The following is a 24,605-nucleotide window of genomic DNA, read 5'->3' on the forward strand; positions in this document are numbered from 1 at the left end:
AATTACTGGTACCGCCGTACCAATTTCGTCATACTAGTACGCGTGTCCCAGTCTGCCCACTCCGAAGGCCGCACCACGCTCGCCGACTACCGCGCCGCGCTGACCGCCCCTGGCTCGCGCGGCCCGGTGATCGCGTCGATCCTCGCCCGGCTCCCGATCGCGATGATCGGCATTTCCGCGCTGCTGTACGTGCAGCGCGAAACCGGCTCGTTCGCCGCCGCCGGGCTGGTCTCCGCAAGCTCGCTCGCCGGGGTCTCGGTGGGCGCGGTCGTGCAGGGCAGGCTGATCGACCGGTTCGGGCCGAGCCGTCCGCTGCTGGTCGTCGCAGCGGTGTTCGCGCTGTCGATGGCGTCGCTCGCGATCGCGATCGAGGCGCACCTGCCGACGTTCGTGCTGATCCCGCTGGCCGCCGCGACCGGGCTTTCGGAGCCGATGGTCGGCTCGGCGTCGCGGGCGCTGTGGACGAAAATCCTGCCGGAGGGACCGGCGCGCAACGCCGCCCTGTCCTATGAGGCGATCAGCATGGAGGTCTTCTTCATCCTCGGCCCCGGCATCGCGGGCCTGCTGATCACCGCGCCGTGGGCGGGCACCGCCATGATCGTCGGCGCGATCACCATGGTCACCGGCGCGGTGCTGTTCGCGCTGAACCCGACCGTGCGCGCGTGGGGTCCGGCCCCGAAGGCGAAGACGCCGCTGCTCGGCGCGCTGGCCAGCCCCGGAATGCGGACGCTCGCGCTGGCCGCGCTCGGTTTCGGCATGGTGATCGGCTTCGTGGAGGTCGCCGTGCCCGCCGCTGCGACGGAATCCGGCCACCCCTCGCTCAGCGGTCTGCTGCTGTCCGCGTGGTCGTTGAGTTCGGTGGCGTTCGGCGTGGCCTACAGCCTGCACCCGTGGCCGCGCCGCCTGGGCCTGCGCCTGCCGATCCTGCTGGGCGGCTTCGGTGCTTTCGTTGCCCTGCTTGCGCTTCCGTCGAGCCTGTGGGCGCTGGCACTGCTGATGCTGCTGGCCGGCGCAATGATCACGCCCCAGTCGACGACCCACTCCGCGGCCATCGAGGTCGTCGCCCCGCGCGGCACCGCGGCAGAGGCATTCGGCTGGGTCCTCACAGCAGTGACGCTGGGGCTAGCGGCAGGCCAATCGGTGAGCGGCTACCTGGTCGAACATTCCGGGACGGCTGCAGCTTTCCTGGCTGCTGGCGTGGCCGGTGTCGTGTTGGCAGTGGTGGTGTGGCTGCTGCGCGGGACTGTGCGGGCTGCTTCGCCGGCGCCTGCTGACGGTGCTCTTGTCGGGGTTGCTGGGTAGCTCGGTTCTTCCTACGGCTGGTGCCGCTTCGTCACTGTTGGGGCACCAGCCGAGCCCTTTCGCCCACCCGTGCGTGACTCGCTTCTATCCACGGATGGTGCCCGCCTAGTCGCTGTTGGGGAACCGCCTGAGTCTCCTTGGCTACCTCACTCGGCCGCGCTGCTGGGTAACTCGTCTCTGCCCACGGCTGGTGCCCGCCTCGCCACTGCCGGGGAACCGCCCGAGCATCCTTGCCCGCCCCATTCGCCAGCGCTGCTGGGTAACTCGCCTCTACCCACGGCAGCTCGCCACTGCCGAGGAACCACCCGAGCCCACTTGCCCGCCCTACTCGCCAGCGCTGCCGGATAACTCGCCTCTACCCACGGCAGATGCCGCCTCGCCACGGCCGAGGAACCACCCGAGCCCCTTTTGCCCACCTCACCCGGCAGCGCCGCCGGGTAGCCGTTTTCGGGTTTTCCCGGGCCGGGCACCCCCATGCTCACTGGCGGTCTTCCCTGTTTCCGCAGCTCAACCACCTTGCCCACCGTTTTTGTCGGTGGTCGCCGCTACTTTGCGTGGCATGGATCTCACATCCTTCGTGCGGCCGCTGGCGGCGGTCGCGAGCGCCGCGGCCCGACTCCTGTCGAGGCAAGCCCGCCTGCGTTTGCGGGCGACCGCTGAGGGCCTCGTCGTGTCCGGCAGCGATCGTGATTTGGCCGTCCAGTTGTCCTGCCCGGCGACGACCCATCTCGACGGCGAGGTCGTAGTACCAGCCGCGCCGTTCGCCGAAACGGTCCGCATGCTGGATGTCGACCAGGTCCGGTTAGCCGTCGAAGGAACCCGCCTCGCGATCCGAACGGACAGTGCCCGCTTCGCCCTGCCTTTGCTGGACCGCGACCTGCTCCACGTGCCGGAACCGCCACCCCTGCTGTCCAAAGTAGACGGTGCGGCCCTCGGCACGGCTTTGCGCACCGTCGCGGGCACCGCCGCCAAGGACGACCCACTCCCGATCTTCACCGGCGTACGAGTGCAATCAATCGGCGGCGAACTGTGCCTGACCGCCTCGGACCGCTACCGCATGGCCGTCGCCCGCCTGCCGCTGCGGGACGTCCGGGGACCCATCGACGTCCTGGTCCCAGCCACCCTGCTGACCGAAGCCGCCCGCCACAGCGTCGGTGCCATGGGACTGCACGCCGACCCCAGTCACTTCGCCCTGAGCTGGGCAGGAGGCACCGTCACCACAGCGGTCCTGGACGCAGGCTTCCTGTCCGCGGACTCCATCCCGTCCGACGCGGTAGACACAGAAGTCGAGGTAGGTGCCGACGAGCTAGCCGCAGCCATCCGCCGAGTCGGCGTCTACTCCGAAGACCGCCGAGTCCTGACCCTCGAAGTCGGCGACGCCCACCTCCGCCTGGCCAGCGCCCGCCAAGACACCGGCGAGGCAGAAGAACACCTGAAAGCAAACGTTTGCGGCGGCCGAACGTCCCCGTCCTTCCAGGCCCGGTACCTGCTGGACGCCCTAGCCCCGTTCAGCGGAGAACGCGTCCGACTGGCAATCCAGCCAGGGCTGCGAGCGTGCGTCCTGACCCCAGCCGACGAGGACGGACGGGAGGTGGCATTGAAGTACTACTTGATGCCGATGCTGTCCCGGTAACCGGCGAATGCCGACTCGGGCTTCGGCCTGACGGCTGGCTCGCACCGGGCGGGGTGCGAACCGGAGTCGTCACGGGTTCGGCCGCGTGGTGGCGGCCGAACGGCGGGCCAATGCCGGGGCGAGTGGCCAGGCTGGGCGGACTGCACTGAGCCGGGACGAGTCGAGCCGGACTGGGCTGGCCGAGCCGGGCCGAGCCGGGCCGGGCCGAGCCGGGCTGGGCTGGGCTGGGCTGAGCGGCGCAAAGCGCAGCCGCACCATGCCCACCTCGGGCCAAGTCGCGCTCAGGCGGGCCGTGGTGGGCCAGAAGCCGTCTCGCACGCTGAGCGTGCTCCGGGGCCGGGGCATGTCGCCGTCGGTTGGCCGTGGGCGCTTCCGGCGGTCCGCCGTGCGCGGAAGTGCGCGGCGACGGGCCAGACGCCGTCTGCGCCCATGCCACCCCGGCCTGCTCTGGGGCACCCGAGCGAGCCCACAGCCGCCGAGCCGGTGCGGCATGCCCGGGAAACCGCCAGGGCACTAGGGCTAGGGCGCACCCGAGCGAGCCCGCAGCGGCTGGGCCGGTGCCGCGTGCCCGGGAAACCGCCAGGGCGCTCGGGCTCGCCCGAGCGAGCCCAGAGCAGCGGGCCTGTGCGGCACGCCATGGCACTAGGACGACCCGCGGCACGGCACACGCCCGGCGGCAACGGTCTCGCACGCGGAGCGTGCCAGGGCCTGCGCAGCCACCAGCCGCGCGCCTGAAGCATCCCCAGGCTCCACTCAGCGCGCCTGAAACAACCTCAGGCAGCCGACTCCGCAGCCACCGCGGCCTTGACCTCGTCGAAAGTCGGGTTCACCAGCGCGGTCGACCCCACGATCACCGTGGGCACCGTCTCGTTGCCGTTCGCTACCTCGCGCACTCGCTCAGCCGCGCCCGGTTCTTCCCAGATGTTGATTTCCCTTACCGGCAAACCGCTTTCCAGCAGGGGGCGGCGCAGGGCTGAGCAGAAGCCGCAGCCTGGGCGCCAGTAGAACTCGACCTCGACGTTGCTCATTGTCCGTCCTCCGAAGACGCCCGTAGATACTCCAGTTGTGCGCGCACGCTCGCCTCGGCCGGTGCCCACAGCGCGCGGTCGACGTCGGCGTACACCACCTCGACCACTTGCCGCGGCGTTGCGTCTTCGCCGAGCGTTCGCAAGGCGGAACGCACCTGATCCAAGCGCTGTTCCCGGTGCTCCAAATACTCCCGCGCGGTGGCGGGCAGGTCCGGCAGCTCCGGGCCGTGGCCGGGCAGGCCTGGGGTGCCGGTCGGGAGTGCGATCAGTTTGCGCAGCGAGCGGAGGTAGTCGCCCAGGTCGTGCAGGACCGTCGTGCCTCGGCCGAGGATTGTGTCTCCGGTCAGGATCTGGCCTCCGACCAGCAGCGACACTGAATCGTCGGTGTGGCCGGGGGTGTGCAGGACGGTGAAGTCCAGGCCACCCGCCGAGAAGGAGTCGCCGTCGGCGAACGCGGGCGCGTCGATGCAGAGGGAAGCGTCGAAGGCACGCACCGGCGCGCCGGTTTTCGAAGCGAACCAGGGGGCTCCTTCGGCGTGATCCGGGTGGTGGTGGGTCAGCAGGATCAGCTCGACTGGACCGACAGCGGCGAGCTTTTCCAGGTGCTCCAGATCGTGGTAACCAGGGTCGACGACCACGGCGGCCGCGGCGTCGCCACCGCGCAGCACCCACGTGTTGGTGCCCTCCAGGGTCATCGTCGAAGGATTGTTTTCCAGCAGCACCGACGCGGTTTCCGAAACACGGCGCAGCACGCCATAAGCGGGAGCGGTCACTCAGGACTCCGAAGTATCGAGGACAACGCGGATGTTCTCGCCGTCCCGGACCAGGGTCGGCACAGTCTTCACGATCTCGCGCGGCTCGGCGAGCACCGCATCGGCCTGGGAGAACTCGGCGAGTTCGACGAGGGTCAGCCACGTCGGCGGCATCAACGCGCGACGGCCTTCGCGCGCGTCCGCGACTGCCTCGGCGGGCGGTTGCCAACCGGCGGCAGCAGCTTCCGAAGTCGCGCCGTCCGCGCGCTGGCCCTCAGGCAGCTTCGCGACGAAGAAGCGGGTGTCGTATCGACGCTGTTCCTGCGGCGGCGTGACCCAGTGCGCGTACGGGTGCAGCAGGTCCGCGCGCAACGTGAGACCGGCGTCGGCGAGGAAACCGGCGAGCGAGATTTCCCGTGATTCCAACGCTTTCCGCGCTTCGTGGTACGGCGTGACGTCGGCGACGACCGAGTCCTCGGTCCCGGCCAGCAGCACGCCGGACTCCTCGAACGTCTCCCGAACCGCGGCGCAAACGAGCGCGCGGGCGAGGCTTTCGTCGCAGGTGAACTGCTCGGCCCACCACGACGGCGGCGGCCCGGCCCACGCCACGGAGGTGTCGGCGTCGCGCGGATCGACCCCGCCGCCAGGGAACACCGTCATCCCGCCGGCGAACGCCATGCCCATGACGCGGTGCTGGAGGAAGACCTCCACGCCGTCCGAAACGTCCCGCAGCAGGATCACCGTGGCGGCGTCCTTCGGGGTCGCCGGCGGGCCATCCGCGTTGTCCCGGATCGCGATGCCGGGACGGGCGGGGATGTCGAAAACGAATTCACGCGGCCGTTCCACTCGGGCAACATACCTCGCAATCCGTACGCGTCGCGGATTACTTGTGTCACCTCGCGGCAGGAACCCGCACGGACTCGGAGTCGCTCAAGGCGGACTTCCCGAACCGCAACCCGAGCCAGCCCGGAACCGCCGTCGCGCGCCCGGCCGGCCGAAAGCCGTGAAGGGCTCCTTGCGGGAATCTGCTTCCCTCAAGGAGCCCTTCACGGAACAACAAGGGGCTCAGGACCAGTGCTGGTCCCCGCCGGAACGGGACGCGCCGTTGAGCCGCAACCGGGCAGCCTCGGCACGCTCGCGCTCAGCCAGTTCCTCGTGCAGCTCGCGCAGCAGCGCGCGGTCGCGTTCGGACAGGCTCGGATCGTCCAGATCCAGCGCGGGCAGCTCGACCACCTCGTGCATGCTCGGCTTGCCCGCGGCGATCTCGCGGCCCTTCTCCGGGTCCTCGGCCAGCGCGCGCCGCAGCTGCGCCACCTCGGACGGTGTCAGGTCCGACGTGCGCTCGGCACGCGTCTCCGACCCGGCCGTCCTCGGCCGCTCCGAAGACGCGGCGGGCTCGGCCGCCGGCTCCGGCATCGACACCGGCTGTGCGGGCACGGCCTGCACGATCGGCACCACCGGCGCGACCGGGACCACCGGTTCGGCGGCGGCTACCGGTTCCGGTTCGGGCTGACGGTGCCCGTGCCGGCTCGGCGCTTCCGAGACCGGTTCGGGGACCGGGGCCGAAGCGGGCGCCGGGGCGCTGCGCTGCGGCGTCGGTTCCGGCCGGTAGTCGGGGGCCGAATGCGTGCTGCCAGTGACCCACACCGGGCTCGCGACGGCACCCGCGGCCTGGTGGTAATCCGACTGCGGGATCCCCGGACCGCTCACCTCCACGACCGAGCGGATGCCCGCCCGGCGCAGCGCGGTGTCGACCCGGAACGCGACCGCGGGCGGGTTGCCCTCGGGGCCGAGTTCGACCAGCACGACCCGCTGCGGCAGCGCGCCCGGCACGCTGCCCGCCGGCGTGTTGCGCCACACCGCGTGCACGGAACGCACGTCGGGCAGCACCTGCAAGGTCCGGTCGAGCGCCTCGGCGAGACCGAACTCCGGCTGGTTGTCGCCCGTGAACCGGTGCGTGTGCATCGGCTCGTGGTCGGTGACCAGCAGGTCGTTCGCGAGCGTCGCGTCCGACCGGCTCATCTCGAGCACCAGCGCCAGCTCGCGCTGTTCGGCCTCGCTCACCGCGATCCGGCCCGCGATCAACGTGCCGGTGGTGAGTTCCACCGCCTCGTCGATGTGGGCACGGGCGATCAGTTCCCGCGCTTCGGTGAGCGCGCTGTCGTCGATGCGGCCCGCCAGGGCCAGCAACAAGTTATGCAGGCGCAGGGGCACCGAGAACCCATCCATCGGGCCGTCGTGAACCTCCACCATGGCTCTGCTCCTCCCAGCTCGCCTGGCGGCAACGAGCGTTAAGCGGCGACAAGTCGATGACCGGCGCCCGCGGCGCCTACGCAGACCAGCTCGGACTCGGCGAGCGCGGCCCGGTGGTACCCGGGAAGGTCGAAGCGCGGCGGGATGACCTCGACACTCGGTTCCTCGTCCCCCATGACCCGCAGCACCCGCTGCAGTTCACCGGTGAGCCGGGGCTGTCCCGCGGTCGCCGTCACCAGCAGGACTCGCTTCGCCCCGCCCTCGCCGGAAGCGCCGAGGCGCCGCCAGCTCTGCCGTACTTCCCCCACATCCGCGCGTCCACGCAACGTCGCGTGGAGCAAGACGGACACAGAGTCGACGGAGTTCACCCATTCGGGCGCACTCTGCGTGAATGTGTACCTGGTCTCGGTGACGTCGTCTACCCCCAGGGTCGAACTCACCTGGTGCCAGTCGGCGCCGTGCGGGATCAGACCGGCCACGAGCAGGCGGTACTCCGCCTGGTCCAAATCGATCCTGTGCTTGAGCAAAGACCTCGGCAGGGTCCGCGCGAGCGTCCCCATCGCGCCTTCGCCGAGCCAGTCGCGGAACCGCCACAACAGCTGGTCCGGCGTACGGCCGGCGAGCCGCAGCAGCAGTTCGTGCAGGGACTGTTCGATGTCGGGATCCATCACTTCACCTCCACGATCAGTTCGACCTCGACCGGCGACGCGATCGGAAGCTCCGCGACGCCGACGGCCGAACGAGCGTGCACCCCGGCGTCGCCGAAGATCTCGCCGAGCAGTTCGGACGCCCCGTTCACGACCGCGGGCTGGCCGGTGAAGCCCTCCGCGGAGGCGACGAAACCGACCACCTTGACAATCCGGACAACTGAGTCGATGCCGACGAGGGCGTGCACCGCGGCGAGCGCGTTCAGCGTCGCCGTGCGGGCGTGGCCCTTGGCTTCCTCCGGGCTGACCTCGCCGCCGACCTTCCCGGTCGCGGCGAGCGCGCCGTCGACGAAGGGCAGCTGGCCGGAGGTGTAGACGTGCGAGCCGGAGCGCACGGCCGGCACATACGCGGCCAGCGGTGCGGCGACTCCGGGCAGTTCGATGCCGAGCTCGGCGAGCCGGTCGCTCCAGGTCAACGCCGCCCCCTCAGCTCTTCGGCCGCTTCAGGTACGCGACGTGCTGTTCGCCGCTCGGGTTGGGCAGCACGGTCACCAGCTCCCAGCCGTCCTCGCCCCACTGGTCGAGGATCTGCTTCGTAGCGTGGATCAGCAGCGGGACGGTGGCGTACTCCCATTTGGTCGCACTCATGACTCGGGAGCGTAACCAAGCGGGCAAGGCCCCTCCGGACCGCCGCCGCCGAAAGCCCGTCACCCGTCCAGGGGAGCGCCTGGTAGGCCGGGTGAGTGTGGGTCAGTTCACATCCGATCGTCGCTCGCTAGCGTGGGCGCGTGGAGACCTGGCGGATCGTCGCGACCGTGCTGCTCACCGTGGCCGGGGTGCCGCTCGTGCTGGCCGTGATGGCCAAAACGCGGGACCGGGTGAACGATTCGGGCCAGGTGGCGATCGCCGGGGCGGTCACCCTCACCGGGCTGATCGTGGTGGCAGTGCTCACGCTGACCGTGCTGCCCGGCGTGGTGACCTGGATCGTCGTCGCGGCCGTCGCCGCTGCGGTCAGCGTCATGATGCTGGCCAGCTGAGCACCGGTTTAGTGTTGAGGATGTGACCACACCCTCCGCCGGCTGGACCGACGAGCTCGCCAGGGCCCGGCTGCACTTCGTCACCGGCAAGGGCGGAACCGGCAAGACCACGCTCGCCGCGGCGCTGGGTCTCGCACTCGCCCGCAATGGCCGCCGGGTGCTCTTGATCGAGGTCGAGGGACGGCAAGGCATCGCACAGCTTTTCGACACCGAACCGCTGCCGTACGCGGAACAGCGGATCGCGTCGGTCCCGGGCGGCGGCGAACTGCGCGCGCTGCACATCGACGTCGAAGCGGCGCTGCTCGAGTACTTCGAAATGTTCTACAACCTCGGTTTCGCCGGGCGGACGCTGCGCCGGATGGGGGCGATCGAGTTCGCCACCACGCTCGCGCCGGGCCTTCGCGACGTCCTGCTCACCGGGAAGATCAAGGAATGCGTCGGGCGCACCGAATCCGACGGGCGCCACACCTACGACGCGGTCGTGGTCGACGCGCCGCCGACCGGGCGCGTGGTGAAGTTCCTCGACGTCACCAAGGCTCTCACCGACCTCGCCAAGACCGGCCCGATCCGCGGCCAGGCCGACGGCGTCGTCCGGCTGCTGCATTCCGGCGAGACCGCCGTGCACCTCACCACGCTGCTGGAGGAGATGCCGGTGCGCGAGACCGTCGAAGCGGTGGCCGAGCTGGACGGGGCCGATCTGCGGCCGGGCGCCGTGCTCGTGAACCGGGTCCGTCCGCCGCGGCTGCCCGCGCGTTCGGTGACCGCGGCCGCCGACGGCCGGGTGGACGCCGACCGGGTGCGCTCCGGCCTCGCCTCGGCCGGGCTGAACCTGCCGGAGGCGACGCTCGACGCGCTCGTGGAGGAAACCGTGGAGCACGCCGTCCGGGTCGCCGCCGAGCAACGGGCCCGCGAACAGCTCGCCGAGGCCGATCTGCCGACGCTGGAGCTGCCGGACCTCACCGACGGCGTCGACGTCGCCGCGCTCTACGAACTCGCCGAAACGCTGCAGGAACAGGGGGTGCGCTGATGCCCGCCGACCCGACGCTCGACGTGGACGCCCTCCTCGACGACCCGGACAGCCGCGTGATCGTGTGCTGCGGTTCCGGCGGCGTCGGCAAGACCACCACCGCGGCGGCGCTCGCGCTGCGGGCCGCCGAACGCGGCAGGCAGACCGTGGTGCTCACGATCGACCCGGCACGCAGGCTCGCGCAGGCGCTCGGGCTGCGCGAACTGGGCAATCACCCGAAGCAGGTGCGGGTCGAGGGCTTCGAGCCCAAGGGCGAACTGTGGGCGATGATGCTCGACATGCGCCGCACGTTCGACGACATGGTGCGCGTGCACGCCGGGCCTGAGCGGGCCGAGCAGCTGCTGCAGAACCCCTTCTACCAGACCATTTCCACGTCGTTCTCCGGCACGCAGGAGTACATGGCGATGGAGAAGCTCGGCCAGCTCGCGGCGACCGACGAATGGGATCTGATCATCGTCGACACGCCGCCGAGCCGGTCCGCGCTCGACTTCCTCGACGCGCCGACCCGCCTGTCCACCGCGCTCGACGGCCGGATGATCCGGCTGCTCACCGGTCCGGCGAAGGCGGGCGGCTGGGGTCTGCGCAAGGTGGTCAGCGCGGGGTTCTCGATGTTCGCGAAGGCCGTGTCGACGATCATCGGCGGCCAGTTGCTCGCCGACGCGTCGGCGTTCATGCAGGCCTTCGACAGCATGTTCGGCGGATTCCGCGAACGCGCGCGCAAGACCGCCGAACTGCTGCGGTCCTCGGGCACGTCGTTCCTCGTGGTGGCCGCGCCGGAGCCGGACGCGCTGCGCGAGGCGTCCTACTTCGTGGAGCGGCTCGCCGGCGAATCGATGCCGCTGGCCGGACTGGTCGCCAACCGCACGCATCCGGTGCTCGCGCCGCTGTCCGCGACCGAAGCGCTGACCGCTGCCGAGTCAGTGCAGAACGCGCCGCTCGCCGAGGCCGTGCTGCGGCTGCACGCCGACCGCGTCGCGCTGGCCGAACGCGAGAACCGGCTGCTGGCGCGCTTCACCCGCGCGCATCCGGAAGTGCCGCTGACCCGGGTGCCCGCGCTCGCCGGTGACGTCCACGACCTCGAGGGCCTGCGCGACATCGGAGCAAAGCTGACGTCGTGAGCGGCTGTGCGCGAAACACAGCCGCTCACGAGCAGGTTCAGCCCGCCGCGGCGGCCAGCGCGTCCCGCTTGGCCGCTTCGAGCAGGTCGGTCCAGCTGGTCACGTCCGGACGACGGCGCAGCAGGGCGCGCCGCTCCCGTTCCGTCATCCCGCCCCAGACCCCGAAATTGATCCGGCCGTCGAGTGCCTCGGCGAGGCATTCGGTGCGGACCGGGCACCCCATGCACACGGCTTTCGCCCTGTTCTGTTCGGCACCTCGCACGAACAACCCGTCGGGATCAGCGTCCCGGCACGAGGCATCGACCCGCCAGCCAACCTGATTGGTTTGCATACCCCCAGCTCCCTCATCTGGTGTATGGCACCAGCGAAGGCGAAGCTCCCGCTCCCACCCCCGCGAGCGTTTCCCACTGCGCCGCACGTCGGTGACGGCACCTCCCCGGTGCCGCTGCCGCCGTCCGGACCAGCCAGGCTCCCACCCGGGCTGCTCCGTCTGTCGGCATCTACGTGAGACGTTGACGGACTGTAGGGTCCCTCGGTTCCCTCCGTCGAGACCTAGCATGCATTCCGTTACCAAAGGTCACGACACGGGGGCCTGTTAATGATCGCTCGCGGGGGGCGCGCGGGCGTGAGGTCACGAAGGCGACACGGGGCTTCAGTACCCTGGCTTTCGTGCGCAAAACGGATGGTCTTTTCAAGCTCCTCGGCCTGTGCCTGCTGGCAGGGGTGCTGGTCGCCGGGATCATGTTCCCGGTGGTGGGCGCCGCGGGGGTCGTGTCCAACCAGGCGAGCGAAACGGTCGACAAGACGTCGTCCGACCTCGCCGACATCCCCCCGCCGCTGGTGACGACTATCACCGACTCCGGCGGCAAGCCGATCGCGACGCTGTACAAGCAGTACCGGATCCCGGTCCGCCCGGACCAGATCAACCCGGCGCTGAAGTGGGCGCTGCTGTCGGCCGAGGACAAGGCGTTCTACGAGCACCACGGGGTGAACTGGGGACGGACGCTGCGCGCCGCCGTCTCCAACACCGCGGGCGGGGACACGCAGGGCGCCTCGACGATCACGCAGCAGTACGTCAAGAACTACCTGATCAACGTCGTCTACCGCGGCGACAAGAACGGGCAGGCGAAGGCGCAGGAACAGTCGCTCTCGCGCAAGCTCAAGGAAGCCCGGATCGCGATCAACCTCGAGACCAAGCTCTCGAAGGACCAGATTCTCGCTGGCTACCTCAACATCGTCGAGTTCTCCCGGCAGATCTACGGCATCGGAGCGGCAGCGCACGCCTACTTCAACACCACGCCGGAGAACCTGACCGTCCCGCAGGCCGCGCTGCTCGCGGGCATCGTGAACAACCCGATCGTCCTCGACCCGTGGAACCACCCGGACAAGGCGACCAAGCGGCGCAACCTGGTGCTGGACCGGATGGTCAGCAACCAGAAACTGGCGAAGGCGGACGCGGACAAGTTCAAGGCGGAACCGCTCGGCATCGTGCCGGACACCCCGCAGAAGCCCGCGTCGAACTGCACCGGAGCCGGTCCGGAGAACGGGTTCTTCTGCCAGTACGTCCAGGACTACCTGCTCAAGTCCGGGATGACCGAGGACCAGCTGTACACCGGCGGGTACACGATCAAGACCACGCTGGACGAGAAGGCCAATCACGAGGCGAAGGTCTCGGCCGAAACCCAAGTGAGCAAAACCCAGAAGAACGTCGCGAACACGCTTTCGCTGATCCGTCCCGGCAAGGACCGGCACGAAGTAGTGGCGCTCGCGGCGAACCGGGACTACGGGATCGACGCGGATCAAGGACAGACCACCTACGCGCTCCCGTCCGGCGTGTTCAACACCGGCGGCGCGGGGTCGAGCTACAAGATCTTCACCACCGCGGCCGTGCTGAACCAGCACATCGCGGGGATCTACAGCAACATCCCGGTCGGCAACAGCTACGTCTCGCACGTCTTCACCGGCAGCCAGCCGCACTGTCCGGCGACCGGCGCGCCCAACACGCGCTGGTATTGCGTGGGCAACGCCGGCAATGGCTATCCCGAGTCGGCTTCGCTGCAGAACGCGCTCGCGACTTCTCCGAACACCGCGTTCGTGGCGCTGGAGGACAAACTCGGCAGCACCGGGCCCGCCATCGACATGGCGACGAAGCTGGGCATGCGGGAGACCATGGCGAGCAACCCCGGCGGCGGAAAGGTCGACCCGAAGTCGAACGACCCTGGCAAGAACCAGACTCAGGCGCAGGCTTACGGCCCCAAGGGCAACTACCCGGGCACGGGTGCGTTCACGCTCGGCTTCAGCCCGACCAGCGGCCTGGAAATGGCGAACGTCGCCGCGACCATCCTGAGCGGCGGCAAATGGTGCCCGCCGACCCCGCTGGCGGCGGTGACCGACCGCGACGGCAAGCCGGTGCCGATCAAGGAAGCTCCCTGCGAGCAGGTCGTGCCCGAAGGCCTCGCGAACACCATGGCGGTCGGGATGAGCAAGGACGACCAGCCCGGTGGCACGTCCGCCAAGGCGGCCGAGGGCGTCGGCTGGAACCGGCCGCTCGTCGGCAAGACGGGGACGACCCAGAACAACGGCTCGGCGACCTTCGTGGCGGGCACGCCGCAGATGGCCGGTGCGGCCATGGTGTTCCGTCCGGAAGGCGGCAGCGGCGGCCTTTGCTACAACGGCGTCGGCAACGTGAGCACTTGCGGCACGGGCAACATGTTCGGCGGCAAGACTCCCGCGCAGACGTGGTTCGGCGCGATGAAGAACATCATGGAGGGCCAGCCGGTCGTGCCGTTGCCGCCGGAGGATCCGGCGTATACCAACTGAATCCGGTGAAAACGGGGCGGGAGACGCGATCTCCCGCCCCGTTTCGCTTGTCCGGGCTTAACCGCCGTCGTCCGGCTGGTCCAGTCCATCTCGAGCCCACGACGCCCGGTTGCCGCTCCCGTCGACGAACTCATGCCGGACGGCGGCGCCCCGGTGAAACGGGAGGTCAAGCTCAACGACTGAGCCGGGGCCACCCCTCCGGATGGCCGAACACGTATCCTCGAACATGTGAGCACGCTCGGTAACGCCAGTCCGCCCGGGGGCACCGCGAAGCGGTTTGCCGTAGGGACCATCGCCCTCGGGGCCGCCACTCTCGGTTACGCCGTCGGCATCGAACGCCGCCGCTACACCCTGCGGACCGCCGAGTTGCCCGTGCTCGCGCCCGGTACGCCGCCGTTCACCATCCTGCACGTCTCCGACCTGCACATGCTCCCCGGTCACCAGGCCAAGCAACGCTGGGTCGCCGCGCTCGACGAGCTCGAACCGGACCTCGTCGTCAACACCGGCGACAACCTCTCCCACCGCACCGCGGTCCCCTCCGTGCTCCGCGCGCTCGGCCCGCTGCTGGACCGGCCGGGGCTGTTCGTCTTCGGCAGCAACGACTACTACGCGCCCAAGCCCAAGAACCCCGCGCGCTACCTCATGCCGCGCGGCAAAAAGAAGCGCATCCACGGCACCCAGCTGCCCTGGCGCGACCTCCGCGCCGCCTTCGTCGAACACGGCTGGGTCGACCTCACGCACGTCCGCCGCACGGTCGACGTCGGCGGCCGCGCCGTCTTCGCCGCCGGTGTCGACGACCCGCACCTCCACCGCGACCGGTACTCCGACATCGCCGGACCCGCCGACACCACCGCGGCCGTCCGCATCGGCGTCACGCACTCCCCGGAACCGCGCGTCCTCGACACCTTCGCCACCGACGGCTACGACCTCGTCCTCGCCGGCCACACCCACGGCGGGCAACTCCGCATCCCCGGCTACGGCGCGATCATCACCAACTGCGAACTCGACCGCAGCCGCGCCCGCGGCGCCTCCCGCTGGGGAGCCCGGATGTGGCTGCACGTCTCCGCCGGACTCGGCACCTCCCCCTACGCCCCCGCCCGCTTCGCCTGCCCGCCCGAAGCGAGCCTGTTGACGCTGGTCCCGCGCGGATCCGGGGCCTCCGACCCCCGCAAACCAGCCCCGCGTAAAGCCGCGAAACCCGTCCGCTAGACTTACTCTCGACCCGCTAAGCAGTACCTCGGGGTGTGGCGCAGCTTGGTAGCGTGCCTCGTTCGGGTCGAGGAGGTCGTGGGTTCAAATCCCGCCACCCCGACGCATGAAGGCCGGGTAGTCACGAGATCGCGACTACCCGGCCTTCATAGTTTCGCCGCCGTCCCTGGTTCGCCCGAGGACCGGCAGTGGCCTTGCCCGGCCGGTCCGGAGCTCCCGGCGCAGTGCTCGTCCTTGATCGCCTGCTCCCCGTGCCGATCGCGAAGTCACGATCCGGGCGTACTCGGAAAGCAATTGCCTTTCTGAGGCAGTGCGAAAACGCGCGGCTCAATTTATCGGCCACGGTATCGTGCCGAAATGCCAGACGACAGCCGGAACTTCCGGACCGCGAGAACGGTAATCCTGGTTCTCGGGCTGGCACTGATCACACTGGGAATCGCCGCGGTGTGCGGGCTTCTCTTCGTTCTCGCGTTAAGCCGCGGCGGTCAAGGCTGGGTCAACGCGGGCGCGGCGTTCGCCATGTTCGCGACAGGCGCGGTCTGGACCATGCTGGCCGGCGGATTCGCGGTCTGGCTGTCTCGGCGGATGTACAGCCGGACGCTCTGGCCTGCCGGGCTGTTTTGCGTTGCGCTCGGCGCGGTACCCGTCGTTCACGCGGCAGCGGGTGTGTTCAGCACGTAGCGGTCAACTCTTGCCAGCACTGCTGAAAGTCCCCCACGGCGGCCGTTCTTGCCCAGGACCAGGCGGAACGAGCCGCGGAGGTCAGTTGGTCACGCTCGTTCGCGCCGGATTCCGACAGGGCGACGGCCAGCCGGGATTCCATGTAGGCGGCCAAGGATCGGTAGGACAGGTCTTCCCGAAAACGAGCGCGTTCGACGATGTCGGTGAATCCTGCGTCGGCGACGTGGGCGGCGATAGCGCGGCCCGCGAAAGGGTCTCCGCCCGCGCGGCGGCGCACGAGGTAGTAGCCGCGCAGTGCGGCGTCCACGTTTGCTGTTCTGGGCCGGATTTTCGCGCGGCTCCAGTCCGGCGCGGCCAACGCCAGCCTGCCTCCAGGGCGCAGGATGCGGCGGATTTCGGTCAGAGCCGCGTGCGGGTCGGACAGATGCTCGAAGAGCGAATGAGAGAACACCACGTCGATCGATGAAGCCGCAAAGGGAAGTGCGTAGACCGCTCCAGCCACATAGTCCGCTGTCGACGGCAAAGCCGGTTCCGGTGGACAGACGTCGACGCAGACCACCCGCACGGCCGGGGTCAGGGCACTGAGAAGCGAACCTTGCCCACAACCCAGGTCCAGGACTCGTGCGCCTGGGGTGAAGAGTGATCGGGCGAACGCGGCGCGGTCACTCGCTGTGCGCGTGTTCATCGTCGACAGCGCGTCTTGGGCATAGCCCGGCGCGTAACCCTCCAGCACCCCGCACAGAGTACGGGTAGAAGGTGGCAGGATCGAGGGGTGAGCACGCAGTCAGGCAACCAAAATCCGCCCGCGGTGGTCCCGGACCGCCTGTTCGACGACCCCGAAGCCGAAAAGCGCTGGCTGGCGCGGTTCCACGCGCCGCGCATCTCGGTGCCCGAGTGGGCCCGCGACGCGCCTGAGGCCAACGTGTACGTCTCCAACGCCAGTGGCGTATGGGAGGTTTACGCGTGGGACCGGGCCACCGACAGTCACCGGCGAGTCACCAACCGGCCCAACGGCACCCTGCACGCGACGCCCTCGCCCGACGGAACAGCCATCTGGTGGTTCGACGACACCGACGGCGACGAGTTCGGGTCCTGGCGCACCCAGCCGTTCGACGGCGACAGTTCCGCGGCGGTCAAAGCACTGCCCGATATTCACGACGGATACCCGGCCGGTCTGGAAATCGGCCAGCGAGTGATCGCGGCCGGTGTTTCGACCGACGACGGCAGCGAACTCTTCGCGAAAATCGACGGTGTGACCGAGCGGTTCTATCAGCACGCGGACGACGCGGGGATCGCGTCGATGTCGCGCGACGAAAGCCTGCTCGCCATTTCCCATTCCGAGCACGGGGATTCCCGGCACCCGGCGTTGCGCGTGCTGTCCACTGACGGGTTCGCCACCGTCGCGGAGAAGTGGGACGGCGAAGGAAAAGGCTTGCAGGCACTGGAGTTCTCGCCGCTGCCGGGCGACCAGCGCGTGCTGGTCCTGCACGAACGCCGCGGTCGCGAAGAACTGCTGGTGTGGGACGTGCAGGCGGACACCGAAACCGAACTGCTGATCGATTTGCCCGGCGAGGTCGTCGCGGACTGGTATCCGGACGCACGCGCGTTGCTCGTCGTGCACTTCCATGAGGCGCGTAGTTCGTTGTACCGCTACGACCTCGACACCGGCGAACTGTCCGCTGTGGACACTCCGGCCGGACGGATCGGCGGCGCGGGCGTGCGGCCGGACGGGACCATCGAGTACTCGTGGTCCAGCGCCGCGGAGCCCGCAGCGGTCCGTGCCCGCGCGGCCGACGGCACCGACTCGGTCCTGCTGACGCCGCCGGGCGAGCGCGCGCCGCGTTCGTCGCCGGTCACCGACGCGTTCGTCGAGGGGGTCGGCGGCCGGATCCACGCGCTGGTTTCCCGTCCGGCGAATGCTCCCGAAGGCCCGTTGCCGACGGTGTTTTCGCTGCACGGCGGCCCGCACGCGGCTGACGAGGACCGGTTCTCCGCCTACCGCGCGACCTGGCTGGACGCCGGATTCGCCGTGGTCGAGGTGAACTACCGCGGCTCCACCGGCTACGGCTCGGCGTGGCGCGACGCCATCGAAGGCCGCCCTGGCCTGACCGAACTGGAAGACGTCGCGGCGGTGCACGACTGGGCAGTCGAAAGTGGACTGTCCGATAAGGACAAGTGCGTCGTGAACGGCGCTTCGTGGGGCGGATACCTGACCCTGCTGGCGCTGGGCACCCAGCCGACCCGATGGGCCGCCGGCGTCGCGGGCGTGCCGGTGGCCGACTACGTGGCCGCGTACGAGGACGAGATGGAGCAGCTGCGCTCGTTCGACCGCGCCCTGTTCGGCGGCTCCCCGGCGGACGTGCCCGCGGTGTACCGCGAGTGCTCGCCGCTGACGTACGTGGACGCGGTCGCCGCCCCGGTCCTGATCCTGGCCGGCGACAACGACCCGCGCTGCCCGATCCGGCAGATCGAGAACTACCTGGACCGCCTCGCCAAGCGCGACGCACCCCACGAGTTCTACCGCTACGACGCCGGGCACGGCTCGCTGGTGATCGCCGAGACGATCAAGCAGACGTCCATCGAGGTGTACTTCGCCTTGCGGGCGCTGGGAATGCGCTGACGGTTCGGGCCGCCCAGGGGTCTGCCCGGGCGGCCCGGATCACAGCCCGCGCTTGGCGCCCTTCAACTGCGCCATCGCGGCATCGTCACCCTCGTAAGTCACCTGCACCGCGTCCCGCCCGAAGACGAAAAGCAGCAGTTCCACCGGCTCGCCCACCACCGTGACCACCGGGGCGCCCGACTTCACCGAAGCCGACTGGCCGTCCGGGGTCCGCAGCACCACCCCGACCGGGGACTTGCGCAGGTTCAGCTTCGCCGTCCGCGTCGCGAGCCGCCACGCCGCCCCGTCCCGCGACGGATCGGCCGGGCGCGGGGTCCAATCCGGTTGTGCCCGGCGGACATCCTCGTGGTGCACCAGGAACTCGGCGCTGTTCGTCGCCTCGTCCACCGGGCCGATGGACGTCGGCCAGAACCGGGACGGGCCTCGGCGGACCTGGGCGACCAGGTCGTCCCACGGACGCGCCGCGACGCCGTCCTGCACCTTCTGCGTGTGCCCGGCCAGCGCGGGCACGACGATCCCCGGCATCGCGTCCGGCCGGTGCTCCCGCACGACCAGATGCGCGGCCAGGTCCCGCGTCTGCCAGCCCTCGCACAGGGTCGGGGCATCCGGGCCGAGCTGCTCGAAGAGGTCGCTCAGCGCTTGGCGTTCATCCTTGGCAAGGCCCATGTCAGCTAGGTTACTCGCCAGTTAATGGTGGAAACCGGTCGACGTGGCCGGGTCGTGCTGCGGGGACGGCTGCCGGTTCAGTTCCGGAAGGATCCGCTTCAGGTCGCCGAGCAGCAGGTCAGCCAGGTCGTGGGTGAAGCCGTTGCGGACGACGACGCGCAGGACCGCCAGGTCGGTGCGGTTGTCCGGGAACGTGTACGCGGGCACGAGCCAGCCGCGTTCGCGGAGGCGGCGGGACACGTCGAAGACGTCGAACGAGGTGACATCCGAACGGGTGGTGAAGGCGAATACCGGCAGCTGGTCGCCGCGGGTGAGCAGTTCGAACGGCCCCAGTTTGGAGATCTCCTCGGCCAGGTAGGTCGCCACGTCGCGGGAAGCTTGTTGCACCACACGGAAACCTTCGCGGCCCAGCCGGACGAACGTGTAGTACTGCGCGGCGACTTCCGAACCGGGGCGGGAGAAGTTGAGCGCGAAGGTTGGCATGTCGCCGCCGAGGTAATTGACGTTGAACACCAGTTCCTCGGGCAGCGCCGCCTTGTCGCGCCACACCACCCAGCCGACGCCGGGGTACACGAGGCCGTATTTGTGCCCGGAGGTGTTGATCGACGCGACGCGCGGCAGCCGGAAGTCCCACTCCAGGTCCTCGTCGAGGAACGGGGCGATCATCGCGCCGGACGCGCCGTCGACGTGCACCGGAATGTCCCAGCCGGTTCGCTCCTGCAGCGCGTCGAGGGCGGCCGCGACCTCGGCGACCGGCTCGTAGCTGCCGTCGAAGGTCGAGCCGAGGATCGCGACGACGCCGATGGTGTTCTCGTCGCAGAGCTTCACCGCTTCTTCCGCGGACAGGTGGTACCGGTCGCCCTGCATCGGCACCAGGCGCGGCTCGACTTCCCAGTACTCGCAGAACTTTTCCCAGCACACCTGGACGTTGACGCCCATCACCAGGTTCGGCTTCCCGGTGCGGCCCAGTTTCGACCAGCGGCGCTTCAACGCCATTCCGGCGAGCATGCACGCCTCGGACGACCCGGTGGTCGAGCAGCCCATGATGTCGGCGGGATCCGGCGCGTGCCACAGGTCGGCGAGGATGTTGACGCAGCGCCGCTCGAGTTCCGCGGTCTGCGGGTACTCGTCCTTGTCGATCATGTTCTTGTCGACGCACTCGGCCATCAGCTCGCGCGCCTGCGGCTCCATCCACGTCGTGACGAACGTGGCGAGGTTGAGCCGCGCGTTGCCGTCGAGCATCAGCTCGTCGCGCACCAGCTGCAGCGCCGTGTCCGGCGGCAGCGAATCGTCCCGCAGCCGGTCGCGCGGCATCGTGAAGTCCGCGGCGAGCGCCGGATTGCTCCCCGCGTACAACGGATTCGTGCCGGTCTTCCGGTCTGCCCGATCTTGTTTCCCCTGATGCAGCACCATGTCAGCGAACCTACTGCCGGGCACCCGCGACGACCACCGGATGAACGAAAAGCCGTCCGCGACAACGGCGGACGGCTTTTCGTCAGGCGGCGCGGGTCAGGCCTGCTGCGCCTGCCACATCCAGTGCGCCTCTTCCAGCGCGCGGGTGATCTCGATGAGCAGGTCCTGCGTCACGAGGTCGCTCTTGTCGGTCTCGTCGATGCGCTTGCGGAGCCGTTCGATCAGCGCCGCGAGCGTGTCGACGATCGCCGCGATGGTCGATTCGACGGACTGCCAGTTGTCCGGGTACTCCGGCGCACCGGAGGTCGCCACGACGGTTTTCGCCTTGCCGTTGGGCGAAACCCCGATCGCGGCGGCGCGCTCGGCCACCTCGTCGACGTACTGCCGCGCGGTCGACACCAGCTCGTCGAGCTGCAGGTGCGCGCTGCGGAAGTTCTGGCCCACTACGTTCCAGTGCGCCTGCTTCGCGATCAGCGAGAGGTCGATCAGGTCGGCGAGCGTCGCCTGCAGCGCGTTGCCGGTGATCTCCTTGTCGGATTCGGAAAGCGGGCTCTTGATCGGGGAAGTGGTCATCTCGGGTGTCCCTCCTCTGTCTTGGGTCAGACGGTGGTGGTCAGCTCCACCTCGATGTTGCCGCGGGTCGCGTTGGAGTACGGGCAGACCTGGTGCGCCTGCTCGACCAGCTGGTCGGCGTCGGCCTTCGCCAAACCGGGCAGCGAAACGTCAAGGCGCACGCCGAGCTGGAACCCGACGTCCTTCTTGAACACGCTCACCGAACCGGTCACCGTCGCGGCGGGCAGCGCGACCTTCGCCTGCCGGGCCACGGCCTGCAGCGCGCTCAGGAAGCACGCGGAGTACCCCGCGGCGAACAGCTGCTCCGGGTTGGTCTTGTCGCCGCCGGGACCGCCCATTTCCTTGGGGATCGCCAGCGACTCGTCCAGCACGCCGTCCGAGGACGTCACGTCGCCGTTGCGGCCTTCTCCTCGCGCGGTCGCGACGGCGGTGTAAATCGGCTCGGCCATGCGTGTTACCTCCTCATCGGGGACGCCTCCGGAGTCAGCGTCGCAATGAGTTCAACGCCCCGCATCCGCGGAACCGTGCCCCGGCATGGCAGTCATCACCCCGGGAATAACCGGGATTCGAGGAGGGGAAACCTCAGCGTGAGCGAAGCAACGCGTGCTCCGCGACCTGCTCCCCGATGAGCCGCAACGTGCGGACGCTCTTCTCGTCGGACGCGCCGCCGCCCTCGTCGAATTTCGTCTCGGCGGAGTTGATCGAACCACCCAGCGGGGTGGACCAGCCGCGCAACGCGTGCGTGATCGTGCGGAGCTGTTCGAGCGTGGTGACCGCGGCCTGCCAGCCGTACGCGACGGCGGCGAGCCCCACCGCGCGGCCGTCGAGGTAGGGGCGGGTGTCCTCGCGGAGGTCTTCGATGTAGTCCAGGGCGTTCTTGACCAGCCCGGACAGCCCGCCGTGGTAACCGGGCGAGACGACGATGAGCCCGTCCGCCTGGCGCACGCCCTCGATGAGCTTCCGCGCGCGTTCGTCCCGCTCCGGGGTCGCGGTGTCGTAGAACGGAAGGACCAGCTCCGGACCGGGGATCAGCTCGGTCACGACGCCGCGTTCCTCGGCGGCGGCGAGCGCGATGCGCAACGCGCGCTCGGATTGCGAGCCCTCGCGCAGCGAGCCGCCAATGCCCAGCACCTTGACCTTTTGTCCCGAAGTCACTTCCGACCTTCCTCCCCACCACCACCCTCAACGGAGTGGCTGCGCCACGCTGGCCTGTTTTGAGGCTAACCCCTCCACCTAACTGGAGGACCAGGATCTGAGACGGAGGCCTGGGTCACACACCGACTGGACCAACGTACCTACTGGCAAGTAACCTCGGCTCATCCGGCGTTCGAGGAGGAACGATGGCCATTCCGCTGCAGATCCGCGCCCAGGCTGCCGCCGCGCAGTTGCTGTTCTGGCTGCCCAGGCCGGTGCGCAGGCTGATCGCCGGAGCACCGCTGCGGCTGGACGGCCAGGAGCTCGCCCTCGACGCCCAGTTGCTGCTGCGGTTGCAGAAGCTCTCCGGTGCTTCGCTGGTCAACGGGTCGGTCGAGCGGTCCCGGGCGCTGCTGGAAGCGAGCCAGCACCTGGTCAACGGCAAACGGATCGACCCGGTCGCGACCCGCGACGTCGCCATCCCGTCCGGCGACGCGTCCCTCGAAGCCACCCTCTACACCCCGGCCGGCCTGCCGGAACCGTCGCCGCTGCTGGTGTTCTTCCACGGCGGCGGATGGGTCATCGGCAGCCGGGCCACGCACGACAACGCCGCGCGCTACCTCGCGAAACACGCCGGGGTCCGGGTGCTGTCGGTGGAGTACCGGCTCGCGCCGGAATGCCCGTTCCCCGGACCGGTGGAGGACGCGCTGGCCGCGTTCGACTACGCGCACGCCAAGGCGGCCGACCTCGGCGCGGACCCGGACCGGATCGCGGTGGGCGGCGACAGCGCGGGCGGCAACCTGTCCGCCGTCGTCGCACTGGAGGCGACCCGGCGGGGCGGACCGGCCCCCGCGTTCCAGCTGTTGATCTACCCGGCGGTCGACTTCACTACGCGACGCCGGTCTCGCGAACTGTTCGGCGAAGACCTCTTCCTCACCGACGAGGCGATGGTGTGGTTCGAGGGGCATTACGCGCCGGAGGGCGTCGACAAAGCCGACCCACGGATGTCGCCTTTGCTCGCGTCTGACCACAGTGGACTCCCGCCCGCCTACATCGTCACCGCGGGCTTCGACCCGCTGCGCGACGAAGGCGAGGCGTACGCGGAAAAACTGCGCGCGGCGGGAGTTCCGGTGGCGGTCAGCAGGCAGGCCGACCTGATCCACGGATTCCTCAACTTCGCCGGAGTGGGGACCCGGTTCCGCGAGGCGATCGCGGAGATGGCGGGCGCGCTGCGGGTGGGGCTCGCCAAGCGCTCGTGAGAGGGGTTGCCGGTTAGCACCGGGGCCTGGGCCCGGAGACGCTGCGAGCGGGCACGCCAAAGCGCTCGCGAGCGGGGTCGCCGGTCAGCACCGGCACCCGGACCGAACTCGGACGCATTGCGAACGAGACACGCCAAGCACCCGCAAGGGACGTCGCCGGTCACACCGGTGCCCGAACGCTCTGCGAGCGGGCCATGCCAACCATCCGTCAGCGGCGTTCCCGGTCAACACCGGCACCCGAACGCGCTGCAAGCCGGGCTCGCCAACCGCCCGCGAACGGTGTTCCCGGTCAACACCCGGCACCCGAGCCCGGACATGGAACGGAGCCTGGCGCGGCGAACCGCACCAGGCTCCGGGCCTTTCCCCCTCCCCGTCAGGCCGTTCAGGTTCCCGGCACTGGCACCGGGGCGGGCACCGGCGGGGCCGGCAGCGGTGGCGTCGGCACCGGAAGCGGCGGTACCGGCACTCCGCCGAGCAGCCCGGCCAGCAGGCTGGTGACCGCGGCGAGCAGGCCCTTGACCAGGTCGCTCACCGCCTTGAGCGGTCCGGGCAGGTCCGGCAACGGCGGGATCGGCAGCGGCGGGATCTGCCGCGGCGTCGCAGTCGGGTCGCCGAGGAGCCGGTTGGACTCGTCCGCGCGGACCTTCGCCGCCGACGAGAGTTGCTGGGTTTCGGATTGGACCTGGTAGCGCTTGCCCGCCGCGATGTCGGCGAGCACCGGGCTGAGCCGGGTGAGGTCCGCCCTCGTCTTGGCGACATCGCCGGCGTACGCGACCTTGGTCAGGTCGTCCCGCATCTGCAGTACCTGCGCGGCGACGGCTTGAGTGGCCGAGGACCCCTTGCCGCCCGCCGGGCTCGCGGAGGCCATCCCCGAGGTGCCGACGGCCAGCAGACTGCCCGCGGCGACCACAGCGATGATCCGCCCGATCTTGCCTTTCATTCTTTACCTCCCTGGCCTCTGGGACCTGCCGGGTAAATCGATACCCGCCGTGTCGGCCCAACACCAGCCGATCACCGGATAGGGAGTTTTTCTAACCCTTACGTGCCGAATCCAAGAATCGGGAACCGGCCCGCAATTGATTAACGTGGACGGCTTGCGCGTCCCCCGACGATCACGGACCGCGGACCTGAATCTGACTCATAGTAGCCGGATTGCCCGAACGGCGGCATCGCTCACTCACACAGGCGTAGTTCGTGATCGATTACCTTCATCACCCTGTCGGGACGCGCGATCTCGCTCGTCCGACCGTGGGGGTCCCCCACGCACGCACCGCCGCCCGCATTCGGGTCCGCTCCCCTTTTTCCTGGGGAACTCCGCCGCCTCGACCGGAAAACTCCAAGGTCGGCGCGGAAATGTGAAAAACTGTTCGCGAATGGGCGGCGAGAATGCTTTTCCGTGCTGCCGATGAAGTTATCACCCAGGTCGCGCTCGC

General features: G+C 69.6%; 25 protein-coding genes and 1 tRNA gene. 11 read left to right on the forward strand and 15 right to left on the reverse strand.

The window, feature by feature from the left end:
- Positions 1–42: 42 nt before the first annotated feature.
- Positions 43–1,302: an MFS transporter gene (locus tag WA670_RS01525; RefSeq protein ID WP_336156737.1), complete on the forward strand. Its 1,260-nt coding sequence runs from the start codon at positions 43–45 to the stop codon at positions 1,300–1,302.
- A gap of 559 nt (positions 1,303–1,861) precedes the next feature.
- Positions 1,862–2,935 carry a DNA polymerase III subunit beta gene (locus tag WA670_RS01530; protein ID WP_336156738.1) on the forward strand — a complete coding sequence of 358 codons (1,074 nt, stop codon included), beginning with the start codon at positions 1,862–1,864 and terminating at the stop codon, positions 2,933–2,935.
- Positions 2,936–3,708: 773 nt separating this feature from the next.
- Here WA670_RS01530 and WA670_RS01535 read toward each other — a convergent pair.
- The 7 genes from WA670_RS01535 to WA670_RS01565 form a co-directional block, all read right to left on the reverse strand.
- On the reverse strand, positions 3,709–3,963 hold the full coding sequence (locus WA670_RS01535) for a glutaredoxin domain-containing protein (RefSeq protein ID WP_037808395.1): 255 nt from the start codon (positions 3,961–3,963) through the stop codon (positions 3,709–3,711).
- Positions 3,960–4,736, reverse strand: a complete 777-nt coding sequence (locus WA670_RS01540; protein WP_275294011.1) for an MBL fold metallo-hydrolase — start codon at positions 4,734–4,736, stop codon at positions 3,960–3,962. The genes WA670_RS01535 and WA670_RS01540 overlap by 4 nt, the downstream gene beginning before the upstream one ends.
- A complete protein-coding gene (locus WA670_RS01545) occupies positions 4,737–5,561 on the reverse strand; it encodes an NUDIX hydrolase (RefSeq protein WP_336156740.1) in 825 nt (274 codons plus the stop codon). It abuts the gene before it with no gap.
- A gap of 219 nt (positions 5,562–5,780) precedes the next feature.
- Positions 5,781–6,968, reverse strand: coding sequence for a hypothetical protein (locus tag WA670_RS01550; protein WP_037808398.1), 1,188 nt, complete (start codon positions 6,966–6,968; stop codon positions 5,781–5,783).
- Between the two features lie 38 nt (positions 6,969–7,006).
- A complete protein-coding gene (locus WA670_RS01555; RefSeq protein ID WP_037808399.1) occupies positions 7,007–7,636 on the reverse strand; it encodes a hypothetical protein in 630 nt (209 codons plus the stop codon).
- Entirely contained in the window at positions 7,636–8,091 is a 456-nt protein-coding gene (locus WA670_RS01560) for a RidA family protein (protein ID WP_037808400.1), read from the reverse strand. Before WA670_RS01560 ends, WA670_RS01555 begins: the two co-directional genes overlap by 1 nt.
- Before the next feature lie 10 nt (positions 8,092–8,101).
- The gene (locus WA670_RS01565; protein ID WP_020664158.1) at positions 8,102–8,263 is read right to left on the reverse strand and encodes a DUF4177 domain-containing protein; all 162 of its coding nucleotides are present in this window, start codon (positions 8,261–8,263) and stop codon (positions 8,102–8,104) included.
- Between the two features lie 140 nt (positions 8,264–8,403).
- Here WA670_RS01565 and WA670_RS01570 point away from each other — a divergent pair, with 140 nt between their 5' ends.
- Genes WA670_RS01570 through WA670_RS01580 form a run of 3 tightly spaced genes read left to right on the forward strand, consistent with a single transcriptional unit; the run spans position 8,404 to position 10,797 of the window.
- A complete protein-coding gene (locus WA670_RS01570) occupies positions 8,404–8,652 on the forward strand; it encodes a hypothetical protein (RefSeq protein ID WP_336156741.1) in 249 nt (82 codons plus the stop codon).
- A 22-nt stretch (positions 8,653–8,674) separates the two neighbouring features.
- The gene (locus WA670_RS01575; protein WP_037808405.1) at positions 8,675–9,679 is read left to right on the forward strand and encodes an ArsA-related P-loop ATPase; all 1,005 of its coding nucleotides are present in this window, start codon (positions 8,675–8,677) and stop codon (positions 9,677–9,679) included.
- Entirely contained in the window at positions 9,679–10,797 is a 1,119-nt protein-coding gene (locus WA670_RS01580) for an ArsA family ATPase (protein WP_037808406.1), read from the forward strand. Before WA670_RS01575 ends, WA670_RS01580 begins: the two co-directional genes overlap by 1 nt.
- A 37-nt stretch (positions 10,798–10,834) precedes the next feature.
- On the opposite strand, the gene WA670_RS01585 is transcribed toward WA670_RS01580, so the two are convergent.
- Positions 10,835–11,128: a WhiB family transcriptional regulator gene (locus WA670_RS01585; protein WP_020664154.1), complete on the reverse strand. Its 294-nt coding sequence runs from the start codon at positions 11,126–11,128 to the stop codon at positions 10,835–10,837.
- 338 nt (positions 11,129–11,466) lie between these two features.
- On the opposite strand from WA670_RS01585, the gene WA670_RS01590 reads away from it, so the two are divergent.
- The 4 genes from WA670_RS01590 (at position 11,467) to WA670_RS01605 (ending at position 15,507) form a co-directional block, all read left to right on the forward strand.
- On the forward strand, positions 11,467–13,617 hold the full coding sequence (locus WA670_RS01590) for a transglycosylase domain-containing protein (protein ID WP_336156743.1): 2,151 nt from the start codon (positions 11,467–11,469) through the stop codon (positions 13,615–13,617).
- A 228-nt stretch (positions 13,618–13,845) separates the two neighbouring features.
- Positions 13,846–14,826, forward strand: a complete 981-nt coding sequence (locus tag WA670_RS01595; protein ID WP_051728629.1) for a metallophosphoesterase — start codon at positions 13,846–13,848, stop codon at positions 14,824–14,826.
- 29 nt (positions 14,827–14,855) lie between these two features.
- A tRNA-Pro gene (locus WA670_RS01600) sits at positions 14,856–14,929 on the forward strand.
- A gap of 254 nt (positions 14,930–15,183) precedes the next feature.
- Positions 15,184–15,507 (forward strand): hypothetical protein, encoded by a 324-nt coding sequence (locus WA670_RS01605; protein ID WP_336156744.1) that lies wholly within the window; start codon positions 15,184–15,186, stop codon positions 15,505–15,507.
- Here WA670_RS01605 and WA670_RS01610 read toward each other — a convergent pair.
- Positions 15,497–16,240 carry a methyltransferase domain-containing protein gene (locus WA670_RS01610; protein WP_037808415.1) on the reverse strand — a complete coding sequence of 248 codons (744 nt, stop codon included), beginning with the start codon at positions 16,238–16,240 and terminating at the stop codon, positions 15,497–15,499. The genes WA670_RS01605 and WA670_RS01610 overlap by 11 nt on opposite strands.
- Before the next feature lie 39 nt (positions 16,241–16,279).
- On the opposite strand from WA670_RS01610, the gene WA670_RS01615 reads away from it, so the two are divergent.
- Positions 16,280–18,127, forward strand: coding sequence for a S9 family peptidase (locus WA670_RS01615; RefSeq protein WP_134728522.1), 1,848 nt, complete (start codon positions 16,280–16,282; stop codon positions 18,125–18,127).
- 39 nt (positions 18,128–18,166) lie between these two features.
- Here the strand turns inward: WA670_RS01615 and WA670_RS01620 are convergent, their stop codons facing one another.
- The 5 genes from WA670_RS01620 to WA670_RS01640 all read right to left on the reverse strand — a co-directional run bounded on the left by WA670_RS01620 (position 18,167) and on the right by WA670_RS01640 (position 21,934).
- On the reverse strand, positions 18,167–18,793 hold the full coding sequence (locus WA670_RS01620) for a TIGR03085 family metal-binding protein (RefSeq protein WP_134728523.1): 627 nt from the start codon (positions 18,791–18,793) through the stop codon (positions 18,167–18,169).
- 21 nt (positions 18,794–18,814) lie between these two features.
- Positions 18,815–20,206, reverse strand: a complete 1,392-nt coding sequence (locus WA670_RS01625) for a glutamate decarboxylase (protein ID WP_336156745.1) — start codon at positions 20,204–20,206, stop codon at positions 18,815–18,817.
- Positions 20,207–20,302: 96 nt separating this feature from the next.
- A complete protein-coding gene (gene dps, locus WA670_RS01630; protein ID WP_037808424.1) occupies positions 20,303–20,779 on the reverse strand; it encodes a DNA starvation/stationary phase protection protein Dps in 477 nt (158 codons plus the stop codon).
- A 26-nt stretch (positions 20,780–20,805) separates the two neighbouring features.
- Positions 20,806–21,228: an organic hydroperoxide resistance protein gene (locus tag WA670_RS01635; protein ID WP_009084505.1), complete on the reverse strand. Its 423-nt coding sequence runs from the start codon at positions 21,226–21,228 to the stop codon at positions 20,806–20,808.
- Between the two features lie 133 nt (positions 21,229–21,361).
- Positions 21,362–21,934 carry an NADPH-dependent FMN reductase gene (locus WA670_RS01640; RefSeq protein WP_205673106.1) on the reverse strand — a complete coding sequence of 191 codons (573 nt, stop codon included), beginning with the start codon at positions 21,932–21,934 and terminating at the stop codon, positions 21,362–21,364.
- Between the two features lie 185 nt (positions 21,935–22,119).
- On the opposite strand from WA670_RS01640, the gene WA670_RS01645 reads away from it, so the two are divergent.
- The gene (locus WA670_RS01645) at positions 22,120–23,172 is read left to right on the forward strand and encodes an alpha/beta hydrolase (protein WP_134728525.1); all 1,053 of its coding nucleotides are present in this window, start codon (positions 22,120–22,122) and stop codon (positions 23,170–23,172) included.
- A gap of 382 nt (positions 23,173–23,554) precedes the next feature.
- On the opposite strand, the gene WA670_RS01650 is transcribed toward WA670_RS01645, so the two are convergent.
- Complete coding sequence (locus tag WA670_RS01650; protein ID WP_037808428.1) at positions 23,555–24,112, reverse strand: hypothetical protein; 558 nt, start codon at positions 24,110–24,112, stop codon at positions 23,555–23,557.
- Between the last annotated feature and the right edge of the window lie 493 nt (positions 24,113–24,605).

Origin of the sequence: Amycolatopsis sp. VC5-11 (genome assembly GCF_037034185.1) — a bacterium.
Lineage (GTDB): Bacteria > Actinomycetota > Actinomycetes > Mycobacteriales > Pseudonocardiaceae > Amycolatopsis > Amycolatopsis nivea.